This window comes from Pseudomonas sp. BN505, assembly GCF_029873175.1.
Taxonomy (GTDB): domain Bacteria; phylum Pseudomonadota; class Gammaproteobacteria; order Pseudomonadales; family Pseudomonadaceae; genus Aquipseudomonas; species Aquipseudomonas putida.
Genome location: NZ_SSOI01000045.1, coordinates 139,295 through 155,776 on the forward strand (window position 1 = coordinate 139,295; position 16,482 = coordinate 155,776).

Annotated in this window: 15 protein-coding genes; 5 read left to right on the forward strand and 10 right to left on the reverse strand. The window is 57.1% G+C overall.

Features of this window, described 5'->3' with window-relative positions:
• Positions 1–5: 5 nt before the first annotated feature.
• From E8E78_RS13835 to yaaA, 5 genes are all read right to left on the reverse strand, one after another.
• Positions 6–1,172 (reverse strand): alginate biosynthesis protein Alg44, encoded by a 1,167-nt coding sequence (locus E8E78_RS13835; protein ID WP_049274475.1) that lies wholly within the window; start codon positions 1,170–1,172, stop codon positions 6–8.
• Positions 1,173–1,209: 37 nt separating this feature from the next.
• On the reverse strand, positions 1,210–2,691 hold the full coding sequence (locus E8E78_RS13840; RefSeq protein ID WP_059395152.1) for a glycosyltransferase family 2 protein: 1,482 nt from the start codon (positions 2,689–2,691) through the stop codon (positions 1,210–1,212).
• Between the two features lie 70 nt (positions 2,692–2,761).
• Positions 2,762–4,078 (reverse strand): UDP-glucose/GDP-mannose dehydrogenase family protein, encoded by a 1,317-nt coding sequence (locus E8E78_RS13845; protein WP_049274476.1) that lies wholly within the window; start codon positions 4,076–4,078, stop codon positions 2,762–2,764.
• Between the two features lie 615 nt (positions 4,079–4,693).
• On the reverse strand, positions 4,694–4,831 hold the full coding sequence (locus tag E8E78_RS13850) for a hypothetical protein (RefSeq protein ID WP_155403363.1): 138 nt from the start codon (positions 4,829–4,831) through the stop codon (positions 4,694–4,696).
• Between the two features lie 108 nt (positions 4,832–4,939).
• Entirely contained in the window at positions 4,940–5,719 is a 780-nt protein-coding gene (gene yaaA / locus E8E78_RS13855; RefSeq protein WP_061202738.1) for a peroxide stress protein YaaA, read from the reverse strand.
• Positions 5,720–5,856: 137 nt separating this feature from the next.
• Between yaaA and E8E78_RS13860 the strand changes: the two genes are divergently transcribed.
• Together E8E78_RS13860 and E8E78_RS13865 are read left to right on the forward strand one after the other, a co-directional pair.
• Positions 5,857–6,993 carry a polysaccharide deacetylase family protein gene (locus E8E78_RS13860; protein ID WP_280313090.1) on the forward strand — a complete coding sequence of 379 codons (1,137 nt, stop codon included), beginning with the start codon at positions 5,857–5,859 and terminating at the stop codon, positions 6,991–6,993.
• A 271-nt stretch (positions 6,994–7,264) separates the two neighbouring features.
• Positions 7,265–8,659: a PhoH family protein gene (locus tag E8E78_RS13865; RefSeq protein WP_016498013.1), complete on the forward strand. Its 1,395-nt coding sequence runs from the start codon at positions 7,265–7,267 to the stop codon at positions 8,657–8,659.
• 45 nt (positions 8,660–8,704) lie between these two features.
• Here the strand turns inward: E8E78_RS13865 and E8E78_RS13870 are convergent, their stop codons facing one another.
• Genes E8E78_RS13870 through E8E78_RS13880 form a run of 3 tightly spaced genes read right to left on the reverse strand, consistent with a single transcriptional unit; the run spans position 8,705 to position 12,218 of the window.
• The gene (locus E8E78_RS13870; protein ID WP_280313089.1) at positions 8,705–9,910 is read right to left on the reverse strand and encodes an MFS transporter; all 1,206 of its coding nucleotides are present in this window, start codon (positions 9,908–9,910) and stop codon (positions 8,705–8,707) included.
• A gap of 5 nt (positions 9,911–9,915) precedes the next feature.
• Positions 9,916–11,118, reverse strand: a complete 1,203-nt coding sequence (locus E8E78_RS13875; RefSeq protein ID WP_280313087.1) for a carbamoyltransferase C-terminal domain-containing protein — start codon at positions 11,116–11,118, stop codon at positions 9,916–9,918.
• A 14-nt stretch (positions 11,119–11,132) separates the two neighbouring features.
• A complete protein-coding gene (locus tag E8E78_RS13880; protein WP_084967315.1) occupies positions 11,133–12,218 on the reverse strand; it encodes a SagB/ThcOx family dehydrogenase in 1,086 nt (361 codons plus the stop codon).
• A gap of 457 nt (positions 12,219–12,675) precedes the next feature.
• Here E8E78_RS13880 and moaC point away from each other — a divergent pair, with 457 nt between their 5' ends.
• From moaC to moaE, 3 genes are read left to right on the forward strand one after another with little or no spacing between them, the layout of a single operon-like run.
• Positions 12,676–13,146 carry a cyclic pyranopterin monophosphate synthase MoaC gene (gene moaC / locus E8E78_RS13885; protein ID WP_016498014.1) on the forward strand — a complete coding sequence of 157 codons (471 nt, stop codon included), beginning with the start codon at positions 12,676–12,678 and terminating at the stop codon, positions 13,144–13,146.
• Positions 13,146–13,391 (forward strand): MoaD/ThiS family protein, encoded by a 246-nt coding sequence (locus tag E8E78_RS13890; protein ID WP_061202735.1) that lies wholly within the window; start codon positions 13,146–13,148, stop codon positions 13,389–13,391. Before moaC ends, E8E78_RS13890 begins: the two co-directional genes overlap by 1 nt.
• 2 nt (positions 13,392–13,393) lie before the next feature.
• On the forward strand, positions 13,394–13,840 hold the full coding sequence (gene moaE / locus E8E78_RS13895; protein ID WP_061202734.1) for a molybdopterin synthase catalytic subunit MoaE: 447 nt from the start codon (positions 13,394–13,396) through the stop codon (positions 13,838–13,840).
• A gap of 128 nt (positions 13,841–13,968) precedes the next feature.
• On the opposite strand, the gene rhlB is transcribed toward moaE, so the two are convergent.
• Both rhlB and E8E78_RS13905 read right to left on the reverse strand, forming a co-directional pair.
• On the reverse strand, positions 13,969–15,444 hold the full coding sequence (gene rhlB / locus E8E78_RS13900) for an ATP-dependent RNA helicase RhlB (protein WP_061202733.1): 1,476 nt from the start codon (positions 15,442–15,444) through the stop codon (positions 13,969–13,971).
• 100 nt (positions 15,445–15,544) lie between these two features.
• Positions 15,545–16,201, reverse strand: a complete 657-nt coding sequence (locus E8E78_RS13905; RefSeq protein WP_016498018.1) for an alpha/beta fold hydrolase — start codon at positions 16,199–16,201, stop codon at positions 15,545–15,547.
• Positions 16,202–16,482: the final 281 nt, after the last annotated feature.

Here is a 16,482-nt window from a genome sequence, read left to right on the forward strand (position 1 = left end):
TCCTCTTACAGCCCACGGGCCACGGCTTTGTCGATCAGCCAGTTCATTGACGGGCCACGGTCGCTGTTGACCGCTGCCGGGCGGCCGGCGAGTTCGGCGGGCATGCCACTGTCAGGCTTGATCTGCACGCGGATGTCGGAGGACAGGTCTTCGCTGTTGAGGCTGGTGCTGCTGACGATCTGGCCGGTGCGCACTTCGTCCTCGCCGGCGACCTGGAAGTTGACCCGGGTACCTGGCTTGACCTCGTCGAACTGGCGGTAGCTGAAGCGCGCCTCGACCATCGGCGTGGTGGTGCGCGGGATCAGCTGGAAGATCGCCTGGCCCTTGGCTGCGTACTGGCCATCGTCCACCAGCTGGCGGGCGACCACGCAATCGCAGGGGCTGGTGAGGGTGCCGGACAGCTGCTTGCCGAACAGTTCCTCGATCTTCGCTGGTTCCAGCTGCGCGTCGTCCAGGTTGCCCTTGAGCATGTCCAGCATGCTGGTTGTGAAGCTGGCCAATGGTGCGCCCTTGGCGATCTGCCCACCGTTCTCGACCAGGCTGCTCACAGTGCCGTCGCGCGGCATGGTGATAGTGGTGGTCGGTACCGCGACCACACCGGCTTCGGCGTGGCTGACGAAGTACATGCCGTACAGCGACTTGGCGACGAAGCCGAACGCCGCAACGCCAACCACGAACACGCCGAGGGTGACGGTAACCGCCTTGAGTCGGCCGAAGGCGCTCAGGCCCGAACCACCGTCCTTCTGCTTGCGTGCCTTGGTGAAGTTGTCGCGCTGCAGGGTGCTGAGCACATCGCCGATGCTGATCAGCTCACCCGACAGGTGGCTGGTGATAATGTGCCGCAGCGTGGCGATGTCGCGTGGTTCAAGGTTCTGGAACTGCGCACCGGTACGGCCGTTGTCCGGGTTGTACGAGCGCACCTGGAACTCGATGTCGATCGACAGGCCCAGGTTGTCGACCACGAACTGCAGGCGCCCGCGCAGTACATCGCCCACCGACAGTTGCTGCTTGGTGTGGAAGCTCAGGCCACCGGCGGAAAGGTCGTCGACCTTCACTTCGTGGGTTTGGCGCTGGGCGTCCAGGAAACGCAGCTTGGCGGGAATACGTACCCGGGCGTGTTGGCGCTGGGCTTCGGACTCATGCACGACATTGACGTTCACGGCGGTATTCATGGTGGTTTGTTCCTGTTAGATCCGATCCGGGTTGGGCTCACACGACCATGAACAGCACAGCAACGAAGATGCTGGCAGCCGAGAAGGTCATGGTCCGCGAGGACCAGGTGTTGAACCATTGTTGAAAGCTGGCGAGGTCACGCTTGAGGGCAGTGGGCTGACGCGTCCAGGACTGCTTGTCGAGGCGGAAGAACACGTAGATCTTCATCAGCGCGCCGATGATCTGGTTGTAATAGAGAATCAGCGGGTAGGCCGGGCCGACGTTGTGGCCGGAGCACAGCAGCATGATGGTGAGGATCAGTCGGGTGATGCCGATCCACAGCAGGTATACCAGCAGGAAGGCCAGGCCGAACTTGAGGCTGGCGATCACCGCCACGGTCAGCCCCAGCAGGCTGGTCCACATCGACACGCGCTGGTCGAACAGCACGATGCTGGTGAACAGCCCCAGACGGCCCAGGCCCAGGCCCAGTGCACGGGAGTTCTGCCGCAGGTTGTTGCCGTACCAGCGGTACATCAGCTTGCGGCTGGCCTTGAAGAAGCTCTTTTCTGGCGGGTGCTCGACCGTGTTGATGGCGGCGTCCGGCACGTAGAAGGTGTCGTAACCCAGGCGCATCAGGCTAAACCAGCTGGATTTGTCGTCACCGGTAAGGAACTTGAAGCGGCCCAGGCGCCAGTGCATCAGCGAATCGCTTTCGACGTCGGCGATGAACTCGGGGTTGGTCACCACGCTTGCGCGGAACATCGACATGCGCCCGGTCATGGTCAGCACGCGCTTGGACAGGGCCATAGAGCACATGTTGATGTGGCGCTGGGCGAAGCGCAGCTTGTGCCACTCGCTCATGATGTAGCCGCCACGTACTTCGCAGAACTCGTTGGTGGTCAGGCCGCCAACGTTGGGGAACAGCTTGAACCACGGCACGGTCTTGCGGACCACGCCATCGGCCAGCACGGTGTCGCCGTCGATCACGGCCACCACGGCGTTCTCGTCCGGCAGCATGCGCGAGATGGCGCGGAAGCCGTAGGCCAGGCCATCGCGCTTGCCGGTACCGGCAATGCGCACGATGTCCAGCTTCACGTGGGCCGGCGGGTTGTACTTGGCCCACAGGCTCTTCACCAGCAGTTCATCCGACATTTCCACCAGCGAGCAGACCACGGTGGTGGGGAAGCCGCAGTTGATCGCCTCGCGGATCACCGAGCTGTACACCTGGGCGGTGGTCAGCGCTTCGATACGGAAGCTGGTGACCATCAGGTAGACATGCGACGGGTCGGTGGCGTTACCCATTTTCTGCACCTTGCGGCGCAGGTACGGGTACACGCCGTAGAGGAAGATCATGCCGCGGATGAAATGGGTGGCGCCCATGGAGTAGCGCCAGATGCCGACTGCGCCGACCAGGAAGATGAAGTGCTTCGACTGCGAGTCGAAGATATCGGCTGGCAGGGCCAGGGCGATCAGCATGAGCAGGCTCATGTAGAGCAGCCACCCGGCGCACTGCAACAGCACTGTCTGGAGCCTTTGCATGTTCAGCATCCGTCGAGAATTCGGGAAAGGGTGGGCAACGCAGGCTCGCCTGCGTTGCCCGGCCGAGGGCTTACCAGCAGATGCCTTCGGTACGGTTGGTGGTGCTGGACGGGTTGCTCATGAAACCGACCAGGTCGATTACCTGCTTGCCGGCTGGCGCTTGCTGGGCCAGTGCACGGAACTGCTCGTCGCGGTTGCCGAGGACGATGATGTCGGCGTTCTCGATCACCTGCTGGAGGTCGGCATTGAGCAGCGACGACACGTGCGGGATCTTCGACTCGATGTAGTCCTTGTTGGCGCCATGCATGCGGGCGTACTGAACGTTCTCGTCGAAGATGTCCAACTGGTAACCCTTGCCGATCAGGCGCTCGGCCAGTTCTACCAGCGGGCTTTCGCGCAGGTCATCGGTACCGGCCTTGAAGCTCAGGCCGAGCAGGGCGACCTTGCGCTTGTCATGGGCTTCGATCAGCTCGAAGGCGTTCTGCACCTGCGATTCGTTGCTGCGCATCAGCGAGTCGAGCAGCGGTGCGCGCACGTCGAGGCTGGCGGCACGATAGGTGAGGGCGCGCACGTCCTTGGGCAGGCACGAACCGCCGAAGGCAAAGCCGGGGCGCATGTAGTACTGGGACAGATTCAGCACCGTGTCCTGGCAGACCACGTCCATCACGTCACGGCCATCGACGCCTACCGCCTTGGCGATGTTGCCAATTTCGTTGGCGAAGGTGACCTTGGTGGCGTGCCACACGTTGCAGGTGTACTTGATCATCTCGGCCACTTCGATCGGCTTGCGGATGATCGGGGCGTCGAGTTCTTCGTACAGGGCTTGCAGGATGTCGCCGCTGGTGCTGTCCAATTCGCCGATGACGGTCATCGGTGGCTGGTCGTAGTCTTTGATTGCCGTGCTTTCTCGCAGGAATTCCGGGTTGACCGCGACGCCGAAGTCAACGCCGGCTTTCTTGCCCGAGCAGTCTTCGAGGATCGGGATGACCACGTTCTTGACGGTACCCGGCAGCACGGTGCTGCGCACCACGATGGTGTGCCGGCGGGTGGTGTCGCGCAGTACGTAGCCGATTTCACGGCACACCGACTCGATGTATTCCAGGCCCAGGTCGCCGTTCTTCTTGCTGGGCGTACCCACGCAAATCATCGACACGTCGCTGGCGCGGATGGCTTCGGCGAAGTCGGTAGTGCCACGCAGGCGGCCGTTGGCGATGCCCTGTTGCAGCAGTGCTTCCAGGCCAGGTTCGACGATGGGCGACTTGCCCTGGTTGATCAGGTCGATCTTGGTGCTGGACACGTCCACACCGATTACCTCGTGGCCACGCGCCGTCAGGCAGCCTGCACAAACCGCACCCACATAACCCAAACCAAAGATGCTGATACGCATCGCTATCACCTCATGTGTTTATCACGCCGACGCCTCCGCAGAGAGCCGGGCTGGGTTGATTAACATCAGTTTTCGGGCGCACGGGTCCATGGCGAATGCACACTTCGCCGAGCGCAGGCAAAATAAATCCGGAGCGCAAAAAGTTATGCACTCAAAGTTGGCAGTCAAAAGCAGTTAATTAATAAACGTGCCCTGAAATGCAGCCGTCGTTATTGCAATGCGCTACTTGGCGCGTTGCTGTGCTTGTTTTTTCAAGTGGATAAATCCTTTGAAATCAACCACTAGGACGATGTGTAAGGGACGCGTCTCCTGCATGGGACAAGGCTTTCGGAGGATCCCGTGCTACCTGTCGAAGTTACCAGGGCGGGTAGTAGATACCTGCCGTTGTCATCTGTAAGTCATCTCTCACAGCCCGTAGGCAGGAAAATCGTTACGGCACTATGAGCGATTGGCGCTAGGAGAAGTTCCTCGGTGGATTTCTTCCGAATGAAAGATTTCTAAATATTTATTCAGTTGTAGACAGTTTCAATTTGATAGCACGCAGGTGTTTCACCCCCGTGTATCAAGGGTGTAACTGTTACGAGATGTTTTTATGCCAGCATCTGAAAATTTTTTTCAGAATTCGTCAAAAAAGGTATGAACGGTCTTATGGCGTTTGGCGATAAAGGTATGTGCGTCGGTTTTTTGGCGTCGAAATCGTGACGTGGTGGCGATTTGCAGCGGGCCCCATTGCAGGGCGGAGGGTTGTTTCATGGCAGCCGTCTCTTCGCGCCTGAAGCCGCTACCACTTGATATGGCGCTGGCCGGGAGCTCTGCGCCTCATTTGGGAGCTGCTTTAGCCGCGAAGAGGGCGTCTCAGGGTCAGTCCGAGGGATGATCCCGCAAAAACACCAGATGGTCCGGCTTGGACTGCTCGGCACTGTAGTAGTACCCCTGCACGTCGAACTGCTTGAGCTGTTCCGGGTCGCTGATGCGCTGCTGGATGACGAAGCGGCTCATCATCCCGCGGGCCTTCTTTGCGTAGAAGCTGATGATCTTGTACTGGCCGTTTTTCAGGTCCTTGAAGTCGACATTGATCACCCGGGCCTTCAGCGCGCTGCGTTTCACTGCACTGAAGTACTCGTTGCTGGCCAGGTTGAGCAGCACGTCATCGCCTTGTTCGGCCAGGGCCTGGTTCAGCCATTCGCTGATGCGTGTACCCCAGAAGGCATACAGGTCCTTGCCGCGGGCGTTGGCCAGCTTGGTGCCCATTTCCAGGCGGTAGGGCTGCATCAGGTCGAGCGGGCGCAGCAGGCCGTACAGGCCCGAAAGCATGCGCAGGTGGTCTTGCGCGTAGCTGAAGTCGTCCTCGCCCAGGCTCTCTGCGTCAAGGCCGGTGTACACGTCACCCTTGAACGCCAGCAGGGCCTGCTTGGCATTGGCGGGGGTGAAGTCCGGGGTCCAGCTGCCGAAGCGGGCGGCGTTCAGGCCAGCGAGCTTGTCGGACAGGTGCATCAGTTCGCTGATCTGCGCCGGCGACAGTTCGCGCAGTTGCTGGATCAGTTCCTGGGAGTCGTCCAGGTACTGGGGCAGGGTGAAACGCTCGGTTACAGGCTTGGTGTCGTAGTCGAGGGTCTTGGCGGGGGAAATCACCGTCAGCATCGGGTCGGCTCCTGGCATCGTTGGCCACAGATTCTACGGGCTGGGCGGTGCAAGTCCAAACTATGGCGACGATAGTCACAGACCATGGCCGGTGCAGGCGCTATAGTTCGCGTTTTGCCGTTACGGAGCCTTCCACCGTGCGCATTGCCTTTGCCTTGCTGGCCGCTCTGCTGAGCCTGGCCGTGCAAGCCGCCCCTTTACCCCAGGTGAGCCTCGACCGCAGCCTGTGGCCCGAGCAACTGAACAGCCCGGCACTGTTCGATGTAGCCTCGCGGGCAGAGATCCTTTCGTTTGCTCAGGTACTGCACGAAAGCGAGTTGCTCGACGACGCAGCGTTGGCGGCGCGGCTTGGGTTACGGCAGATCAACCTGCAGAAGGTACGCCTTGTGCGTGCGCGCATGTGGCAGCGGCTGTGGGAAGGGTATGAACAGGCGCAGCGCAGCTGCGAGCAGGATGCCTCATTCTGCTACCCGGTAACATCAATGGCGGATCTGCGCATGCAAGCCGCGACGTTCGCTGCCGATGTCGGCACGTTCTATACAAACTGGATCGAGCCGAGCCACCAGTTCCATGTGCGTTACCTGGACGAACAACTGCGCAAAGCCGCCTTGCTGCCGCAAACCAGCAGCGAGGTGGAGCGCCTTTCTGCGCGGGAGCGCAATGGCGATGAACTGAACGACCGTATGTTCCTGCTGACCTTCGTCGGCGGCCCGGGGCCAGAGGGTGGCAACACCGATTCGCTTGCCGACTACCTGCGCCGGCAGAAGCTTGAAGGCACCTTCTTCGTGTTGGGGAACCGCTTACAGCAACGCCGTGACGCCGGGGCGGCAAATGCCTTGCGCCAGGTCTACCGCGGCCAGTGTGTGGGCATTCAGGGTTGGGAATACCGTTCCCATGCCCAGTGGACGGACTGGCAGGACTCATTGCGGCGCAGCCAGGCACGGGTGCAGGCCGACCTGCCGGCAGAGTATGTGCCGTTGTTCCGGCCCCCCTACGGGCAGCGTCGTGCCGATGGCGAGGCGTTTATGGCCAGCCAGCAGCTGCGGGTGTCGTTGTGGGATATCGATGCCCTGGACGATGGCGCACTGAGCGCAGAGGCCTCTGCGCAGCGGGTGCTGACCCTGATGCTGCTGTGGCGCAAGGGCGTGATCCAGCTCCATGACAGCCTGCCCAAGGCCCAGCCGGCGGTGGAGTGGTTGCTACGCAACACTGCCCAGAGTGGCATTGGCTGGGCGGATTGCCAGGAATATGCTTATCGCGAAGAGGGGGTATGACTTCTGAGCGTAGTCCCCTCTGGCTTCGCCGCCAAGGCTTCTTCATCAATCAGAAAAATAAACTTCAAAACACATAAAAATACTTTTTTCGTTCATCGGTTTTGCGGTATGAAGAAACCAGACAGCCGATTCCTGCAGCACAGGTGGCGTCATCCAGGCCCACCTAGCCAGGTTCGCTTCCCGCCCGTAACAACGCGGTGCAGGGGAGACCGGTAGTCACTCTGCGGCGCAACAGACCGCGCCGTGTGGCTTCGACATAAGGTGACCGAGTATGGATGACCAAGGACGCAACCCTTCCTCCAGCAAGCCAATCCTGTATGTGCTCGATACCAACGTCCTGATTCACGACCCCAACGCGTTACTGAACTTCGAGGAGCACCATGTCGCCATCCCGATGACGGTGCTGGAGGAACTCGACAAGCTCAAGACCGGCAAACAGACCATCGCCGCCGAATGCCGCCAGGCCATCCGCCTGATCGACCAGACCCTGGGCGACGCCTCGCCCAACGATGTCGAGCAGGGCGTGCCGATCCAGCGCAACAAGAGCGGGCCCAAAGGCTTCCTGTCCATCCTGATGACCCCGCGCAACGAGCCGAACAAGCTGCTGCCGGAAAACCTCAACGACAACATCATCATCAACCAGCTACTTGAAGTACGGGCGCGGCGCACCGACCTGGACGTGGTGCTGGTTACCAAAGACATCAACATGCGCTTGAAAGCGCGCGCCTGTGGCATTGCGGCCGAGGACTACAGCACCGACCAGCTGGTGGATGACGTGTCCTTGCTGTCCAAGGGCTACCACTCGGTCACCGGCTCGTTCTGGGACCGGGTCAGCAAGGTCGATACCCGTCAGGAGCGCGGCCGCACCTGGCATCGGGTGCAGATGATCGACAACCTGCCTGCGGTACACATCAACGAGTTCATCATCGACGAACAGGGCTTCGTCGGCTGGATCAAGGGTATCCGCAACGATGAACTGCTGCTGCTCGACCTGCACCAGGAGCCGCTGCTGCACCAGGAGGCCTGGGGGCTGAAGCCACGCGATATCCACCAGAGCCTGGCGCTGTTCGCGTTGCTCGATCCGGATATCCACCTGGTCAACCTGACTGGCGCGGCCGGTTCCGGCAAGACCATCCTGGCCCTGGCCGCGGCCATCGAGCAGACCATGGTCAGCAAGCGCTACCGGCGCATCATCGCCACCCGCAGCGTGCAGGGGCTGGACCAGGAAATCGGCTTTCTGCCGGGCACCGAGGCCGAGAAGATGGAGCCTTGGCTGGGCGCCATCACCGACAACCTCGAAGCCTTGCACATGGATGACGAAAGCACCCATGGCAGCGTCGAGTACATCCTTGAGCGCGTGCCGTTGCAGTTCAAGTCGCTGAACTACATCCGAGGCCGTAGCTTCCAGCAAAGCCTGATCCTGATCGACGAGTGCCAGAACCTGACGCCGCACCAGATGAAAACCATCATCACCCGTGCCGGCTCCGGTTCCAAGGTGGTCTGCCTGGGCAACCTGGCGCAGATCGACACCCCCTACCTGTCCGCGACCAGCTCGGGCCTGACCTACCTGACCGAGCGCTTCAAGGACTTCCCCCATGGCGTGCACATCACCCTGCAGGGCGTGCCACGCTCGGTGCTGGCCGAGTACGCCGAGTCGCATCTGTAAATTGGTAACAAAAGTTGCAAGCCTGTTTCTACAGGCTTGCAACCGTTACGAGATATCCGATGCTTCACGTGTCAGGTAATAGATGTGCAAAATGCCAGCGCTGATGAGCGTCAACAATCCAGCTGTCATGATGACGCTGGCTGTACTGGTGATTCCTGCCAACCATGCGCCTGCAGCTGGCAGGACAATAAACAGGGAGATTGCACAGCTTCTCGCAGTAGAAAATGCTGTACCCAGTATTCTGCTGGGACATGTAAGTTGAAGAGTCGAGGTAAAGCCTTGAGAGGTGAGTCCATATGCAAAACCTGCAATCAGGAAAAGGATCGGAAATGAATAAGGTGTAATTATTTCAGGAATTAAACCTACCGTGGCTACAACGCATAAGCAAACGCCAAATATAGAGGAGGCGACAGTCGCGCAAAGTAGAAAGTGCCGTCTATAAATTTGCGGGAAAGCAAGCCCGGCTATAATTCCACCAATTGCCGTTGCGCTGACTACCTGGCCGAACGAAGCAGAGCTTAAGCTCAGTTCTTTCATGAAAAGGCTTAGCAAAGAGTCATAAATTCCCAGCGCTGCTGATTGAACTAGCATACATAAAAGAAATGCTTGAGCAGCTGGGTTAGATACAAAAAATTTTAATACCTCGTTCAGGCTAGGTTTATGTTTGATTTCGCCAAAATTTTCGACATGTTTTTTTTGTGAGCTCAATAGCCATACAAAGATCAGTCCATTGAGGCTGATGCCTGCAGAAATTAGAAAACCGTAAGTGCTATTGCTCCAAGTGATAGATAATCCAGCAGCAAGGGGGGCTATTATTTTAATGGTCTGATCGGTGATGCTGACTAATGATGTGTTTTTTATTATGCTTTGAGGGGGTAAGAGTCGAGCTGTTAATACGATTTCAGCTGGAGTTGATCCAAGGTTGGAGAGTCCTTTAAGGCTTATAAAGAGCAAAAAAAGTTCAACGTTCGAAGCAAGTAGAAGACAGATTGCAGTAATGGCTCTAATGCAAAAGCTAACTGCTATAATTGCACGTGGTGAGTAGCGATCAGGTAATGATCCAATATAGGGGCCGAATATTAGCGAAGGCACACCATAAAGTGCTGCTGCAAGCGCTAAGGTATGGGCTTCTGCGTCAAATATGAAAGTCAGCGTCGAAAATATTAGTATAAAGTCAAGCCAAACTGTTGCAGAGCTGCATAACCGTATTCCGTACAGATAGCAATACTGTCTGGTTGCCAAGGTTTGCATTCCCGTCACTCCACCTTCGTATACATGATGTCATCAATTACAAATGTAGAGATGCTGTTATGAGTACAGAATTTTTCCAAGTCAGATCTATTGTTAATGAACCCCGCACCACTGAAATTGAGTGATGTATTGCATAAAACTCCAGTGCCGCTGAGTTTTTTGAAGGCTTTTAATAGGTTGTAAAGCGTGGGGTTGTCCTCAGAGGTGATAGTCTGAACGCGAGCGGTGCCGTCGGCATGAGTGATGGCTTGAAGTCGTGGGTTTATCACTTTATAAAACGACAGCATATATTTGCTGGATTTGCAGTTCTCAAAGTGTAAGGGAGCATCTGTCTCCAGGCATATTGGGGCTATAGGTCGGTAGTTTTCTCTCTGTTTTAGTTTGTTCAATTTTTGCGTGGTTGTTTTAGAGAACGGGGATGCCAAGATCGAACGATTACCTAATGCTCTTGGGCCGATTTCACAACGCCCCTGTATCCAACAGATTATTTCCCCTTCAACAATTTTTTTGCAGATTGTGTGAGGCTGGAGTGGGGAAGGACTATTGGATGACCTTGTAGCAGAGTTTTGCTCGAGTATGAAGGGTTGACCTGAATAAACACTCCATTCCAAGCCACACCGTCCAGTCATTAGTTTCTGCGCCAGCGCAGCTGCCCCGATAGCCACACCAGTGTCATTGGTGCATGGGGGGACGAATACATCCGAAAACAAGCCGCTCTCATCCCACTTTCTATTCCAGTCGCAGTTTAAACCGCATCCGCCGGAAATTAATAATGGGATTTTCTTGTTTATGTGTGGAAGTATTTTGAGTCTTATATGTTCGAATAGTGCATTAGATATTTTCTTTGCAAGGTCGCAGAATGGTTGACTGTGCGGCCCGATATTATAGTATTTGGAGCCTACAAAATCAGATTTTGAAAAAGTATCTATCGGAGAGGAGCTGGCAATTAGGTAGTCGAGCATGTGTTGTTCGTCTCTGCTCGTTTGGGAGTTGTTGCCAAGTCCAGCGAGCGCCATCATTTTTCCCGCGTCGCCGAGTTTTTCGTAAAGTGCGCCGAAGTTGTTGAGTGTCTTTATGTTGTTTTTGTCAAGGGTAAGGCTTCTTTCGTATGCGGCTGCTGCACGAGTAAGTTGTTGGTGGCTGAAAAGCTCATCGCCTACTCTTCGTTCGATTTCGGAGGCTTGGTGACGCAGTTGTGTATCGTCCATATGAGAACTAGCTCCTAAATTAGTTTCTGCATATTAGGAGATATAGGATCTGAATAACCAGGGCCGCTAGCTATTACGAAGAGGGAGTGTTCGTTGGTGCCGTCTACTTCCAACAACTTATTGAGCATGTCGTCGATGAAGTACCCGCTGATCCAGGTGTTCAACTTGTAGGCTGTTGCGGATAAATTAAAAGTCTGAGAAAGGTGCCCAACCTCCATTAGAGCTGACCGGTATGCTCTTGAGTGAGGATATTTCCACCAGAGCTTGTCAAACCTAGACGTCATGACGATAAGGAAGGATGCATCTGTGGCAAATGTCTGATGACATAATGTTTTACTCAGTTCGACAATGTCATTTTTGATGAGTGATAATGCATGATCTTGTGGTCTATAATGATAAACACCTTTTTCAAGCCCTTGGACGTTTAGTGCAATGAGATAAGCTTCTGTAGCTTGTAGGCACCCAGCGCTTGGTGATGAGCGTCTATAGCCAATGGTTTTTATTCCGCGCGCGGCTAATGCCTCTTCATGCGTGTCCCCATGAAACTTGCCAAAGGTGGTGAACAATAAGTCCGAAACAATTTTCACATCGGTGTCTAAGCATTTGAAATGACGGCTCGTTTTTCTATTTTTTAGTGTGCTCAGTAATGAAGACTCTAGCTCTATTAAACATGGTTTAGGTAAGCTTGTTACAGTTCCAGTCCGCTCTGTGTGAATCGGAGGTATGTTGGCGGCAATACTCTCGCAAAAGTCGACGTGAGCAGCCTCTGGATTCTCTGAGTCATTAGACAAGTCGCACGGGAAATTGTGTTTTGTACCCAGATGGAAGATTTTTGCGATATCGTCCCATCCCCATTGTTGGCGTGGACTTTCACTCGCTTTGTCAAACGTTGTCAGCTCTAGTATGCCAGCGTCGATAAGTTCTTCGTCGATGTTGTCAGTGGCGGACCGGTATCCTGATAAAGTTGTTAGTTCGTAAATTCTATCCAAATACTTTTGGTCGTAAATCTGGTATTGCTCGCCATTCTTCAAATTCCATAGGGCGAACACGCCTTTTTTGGCAGTGAAGACGATGTCTTCGTTGAGCTGGAATTTTTTCATTTTGTTCTCGTTTTTATTTTTTATAGTCTTGGGCAGGCGCGCACTGCCCAGGATTGCGGATTAATCCACCAGTGCTTTTACATGATCAAATCGAGCTAGGAGGATGTGATAGGCGTTGTTGGACAGCGCGCTAAGGTGACTCTGCAATGTGACCTTTTTCATGCTTAGTTCCTCATATTTTTGTTGTTGAAGTCGGCGTGACTTCGCAAGTAAGAATAATTTCCATGTTGTGAAAGTCAACCGTATATGAAGGTAGGAAAGTTCTGAGTGGAGGGTAGGAATTTTCCGTGGTATTAAAAATATTGATTTTCAGGAGTTTGGATGTTTTCCGCGCATTAATGCACATAAAAATGGCTGATTTTTTTTCGGGTGCGCCAGGTTCTCAGAGGAGCAATTTTTCCTGCAAAAAACTGACCCACAGGTTTAAACTTTGGGTTCCCTTCACAGGAGCAGAGCAGTGCTGACACATCTTGATTCCCAGGGGCGGGCCAACATGGTCGACGTCACTGAAAAGGCCGTGACCGAGCGTGAGGCCATCGCCGAGGCGCGGGTGCGCATGTTGCCGCAGACCTTGCAGATGATCGTCGACGGCGAACATCCCAAGGGCGACGTGTTCGCCGTGGCACGCATTGCCGGGATCCAGGCGGCGAAGAAGACCAGTGACCTGATCCCGCTGTGCCACCCGCTGATGCTGACCAGCGTCAAGGTCGAGCTCAGCGCCGAGGGCGAGGACGCCGTGCGTATTGTCGCCCGTTGCAAGCTGGCCGGGCAGACCGGCGTGGAGATGGAAGCACTGACCGCTGCCAGCGTTGCCGCGCTGACGATCTACGACATGTGCAAGGCTGTGGACAAGGGCATGGTCATCGAACAGGTGCGCCTGCTGGAAAAGCTCGGCGGCAAGAGTGGCCACTACAAGGTGCAGGCATGATGAAGGTCAAGGTGATGTACTTCGCCCGCTACCGCGAACTGCTGGGCGTGGATGGCGAGCGTGTAGAAGGCGCGTTCAAGGTGCTGGACGATGTACGCCAGGCCCTGGTGGGCAAGGGTGGGCACTATGCGGTGCTGGCCGAGCAAAACCTGATGTGTGCGCGCAACGAAGAGCTGTGCAAGCTTGATGAGCCACTGGAAGAGGGTGACGAAGTGGCGTTCTTCCCGCCGGTGACCGGAGGCTGAACATGGCAGTGCGAGTGCAACAAGGCGCGTTCGACCCGGGCGCCGAGGTGAATGCCATGCATGCGGCCAATGTTGGCGTGGGCGCGGTGGTTGCTTTTGTCGGCTATGTGCGGGATTTCAACGATGGCCGCGAAGTGGCGGGGATGTTCCTTGAACACTACCCGGGCATGACCGAAAAGGCGCTGGCCAAGATCGTGGTCGAGGCCGAGCAGCGCTGGCCGTTGCTCAAGGTGGAGGTGTTGCACCGCATCGGAGCGCTGGAGCCGGGCGAGCCGATCGTGTTTGTCGGTGTGGCCAGTGCCCATCGGCAGGCGGCGTTCGATGCCTGCAACTTCATCATGGACTACCTGAAGACCCGGGCGCCGTTCTGGAAGAAGGAGAATACCGAGGAAGGGCCGCGGTGGGTTGAAGGCAAGCAGAGTGACCAGGATGCGGCGGGGCGCTGGTAAATGAGGGTTTGATGGCCGGGGCTTCGCCCCGGTTCGCGGGTGAACCCGCTCCCACAGGTATCGCGCATGACTTGAGGGCAGCGCAGTACCTGTGGGAGCGGGTTCACCCGCGAATAGGCCGGCGCAGGCTAATGGTGTTTGCGCGGCACCGGCTTTAGCAGTTCATCGGGCGGCATTTCGCACTTGATCTTGCGCCCCAGCAGTTCTTCGATTGCCGGCAACTGATACGAGTCATCCTCCCCGGCAAAGCTGATCGACACGCCGCTGGCCCCCGCGCGGCCGGTACGACCAATGCGGTGCACGTAGTCGTCCGGGTCTTCCGGCAGGGTGAAGTTGATCACGTGGCTGATGCCATCGATATGGATGCCACGCCCGGCCACGTCGGTGGCCACCAGCACGGTGATGCGCCCTTCGCGGAAGTTTTCCAGGGTGCGGATGCGCTTGTGCTGTGGCACGTCGCCCGACAGCTGGGCGGCATTGATGCCGTCGCGCACCAGTTTTTCCTCGATGCGCCGCACTTCGTCCTTGCGGTTGGCAAATACCATCACCCGTTCCCAGTTGTTCTGGGTCACCAGGTTGTACAGCAGCTTGTACTTGTCGCTGCCCGCCACCGCGTACACGTGCTGCTCGACCGTTTCGCTGGCCACGTTTTCCGGCTCGATTTCGACGATGGCCGGGTTGGTGGTCCACTGCTTCGCCAGGTTCATCACGTCGTCGGTGAAGGTGGCGGAGAACAGCAGGGTCTGGCGCTCGCTTTTCGGTGGTGTCTGGCGAATGATCTGGCGCACTTGAGGGATGAAACCCATGTCGAGCATGCGGTCTGCTTCGTCCAGCACCATCACCTCGACCATGTCCAGGTGCACTTCGCCGCGCTGGTTGAAGTCCAGCAGGCGGCCGGGGGTGGCCACCAGGATGTCGCAGTGGCGTGCTTCAAGGGCTTTCAGCTGCTTGTCGAAGTCCATGCCGCCGACGAAGCTCATGACGTTCAGCCCGGTGTACTTGGTCAGCGCAGCGGCGTCCTTGGCGATCTGCACCACCAGCTCGCGGGTCGGCGCGATGATCAGCGCGCGCGGTTCGCCCATGTAGCGTTCCTTGGGCGGTGGCGTCTGCTGCAGCTGGGAAATGATCGAGATCAAAAACGCTGCAGTCTTGCCGGTACCGGTCTGGGCCCGGCCGATGGCGTCCTGGCCACGCAGGGTATACCCCAGCACCTGCGCCTGGATCGGCGTGCAGTACGGGAAGCCCAGGTCGTGGATGGCGTGCATCAGCTCGTTGGACAGTTTGAAGTCGTGGAAGCGGGTCTTGCCTTCCTGCGGCTCGACCACGAAGTCTTCCGGCTTCCACAGGCTGGCCTGCGGCTTGGGCTTGCGCTCGCGACGCGGTTTGTCCTTGGCCGCTTTGTCGGCAGGTGGCGTAGCGGTAGCGGTAGCGGTGGCGGGTTGTTCAGCCTCGGGGGCGGTGTTGGCACGCGGTACGGCCGGTTTTGCTGCGGGCCGGGCCTCGCTGGCGGGTGCGCGCGCAGGCGGCGTCACGCTGGCAGCAGGAGCGACGGCTTGTGGCGCGGCGTCTCCCTTGCCGAATATTTTCTTGAGTGCTTTGAGCACGATCGTCTCATCAACTGATTAAGGAATGTACGCCGGGCAGTGTAATGCAAGATCCGGGCGCGGCGTAGCGGAATACTCCCACAACTACAAGAGAGCCAGCCTATTGCAGCTGCTCGCTGAGCCAGTTGTGGATGTCGTTCAGCTCTTCGACCACCACTTCGTGTTCCATCGGGTATTCGTACCAGCGGGCGGCGACGCCCCAGGTGTTCAAGTACTCGAAGGCGGTGCGCCCCATGGACGGGATCACCACCGGGTCATGCACACCATGCAGGCACAGGGCCGGGGTGCGCTGCTGGCAGGCAGTCAACTGGTGCTGGTCGTTGAAGGTGGGGGCGTAGGTGGACAGGGCGATCACCCCACCCAGTGCTTCTTGCCACTTTATATAGGCAGTGTGCAGCACAACCGCGCCACCCTGGGAGAAGCCGGCCAGGAAGATCCGCGACAGGTTGATGCCTTTGGCCTGCTCGGCCTTGATCAGGGCAACCACTTGTTCGGCCGACGCTTCCAGCTGCGCTTCGTCAATGGCGCGGGCCGGGGTCATGGCCTTGATGTCATACCAGCTGGGCATGGCATACCCGCCATTTATGGTGACTGGACGGGTCGGGGCCTGGGGCATGATGAAGCGGGTGCTGAGCAGGCGCTCCTGCATGAATTCGGCCACAGGTAGGAAGTCGTAACGGTCGGCCCCCAGACCGTGCAACCAGATCACACAGGCGTCAGCGGTTTTCTGTGGTTCGAGAATCAGCGGGTTGGTCATGACTGCTCCGAAAGTGTGCGGGTCTTGTTATGGCGTGCGTGAAAAGAAGGCGCTGGAAATGTTTGTCGGAAAAAGAATGTCGCAACGATACAACTTTCCCTACTTGACGAGCGCTTAAACGCTACAGCCACAGAATCTGGTACGCGCTTTGCAATTCAATCTGTGATGCAAAGGGTAGGCCGAGACGGTAACACCCTTTGTACGCGAAGGCTGTCACAGAACAGTCCATTGCGCCAATTGACCCAATAACAAGCCAATACGGGTCGGATACGCCTCAAAAG

Bases quoted from the DNA above. Each gene is read 5' to 3' on its own strand.
- E8E78_RS13835 (WP_049274475.1), bottom strand. From the start codon at position 1,172: ATGAATACCGCCGTGAACGTCAATGTCGTGCATGAGTCCGAAGCCCAG.
- E8E78_RS13840 (WP_059395152.1), bottom strand. From the start codon at position 2,691: ATGCAAAGGCTCCAGACAGTGCTGTTGCAGTGCGCCGGGTGGCTGCTC.
- E8E78_RS13845 (WP_049274476.1), bottom strand. From the start codon at position 4,078: ATGCGTATCAGCATCTTTGGTTTGGGTTATGTGGGTGCGGTTTGTGCA.
- E8E78_RS13850 (WP_155403363.1), bottom strand. From the start codon at position 4,831: ATGAAACAACCCTCCGCCCTGCAATGGGGCCCGCTGCAAATCGCCACC.
- yaaA (WP_061202738.1), bottom strand. From the start codon at position 5,719: ATGCTGACGGTGATTTCCCCCGCCAAGACCCTCGACTACGACACCAAG.
- E8E78_RS13865 (WP_016498013.1), top strand. From the start codon at position 7,265: ATGGATGACCAAGGACGCAACCCTTCCTCCAGCAAGCCAATCCTGTAT.
- E8E78_RS13870 (WP_280313089.1), bottom strand. From the start codon at position 9,910: ATGCAAACCTTGGCAACCAGACAGTATTGCTATCTGTACGGAATACGG.
- E8E78_RS13875 (WP_280313087.1), bottom strand. From the start codon at position 11,118: ATGGACGATACACAACTGCGTCACCAAGCCTCCGAAATCGAACGAAGA.
- E8E78_RS13880 (WP_084967315.1), bottom strand. From the start codon at position 12,218: ATGAAAAAATTCCAGCTCAACGAAGACATCGTCTTCACTGCCAAAAAA.
- E8E78_RS13890 (WP_061202735.1), top strand. From the start codon at position 13,146: ATGAAGGTCAAGGTGATGTACTTCGCCCGCTACCGCGAACTGCTGGGC.
- moaE (WP_061202734.1), top strand. From the start codon at position 13,394: ATGGCAGTGCGAGTGCAACAAGGCGCGTTCGACCCGGGCGCCGAGGTG.
- E8E78_RS13905 (WP_016498018.1), bottom strand. From the start codon at position 16,201: ATGACCAACCCGCTGATTCTCGAACCACAGAAAACCGCTGACGCCTGT.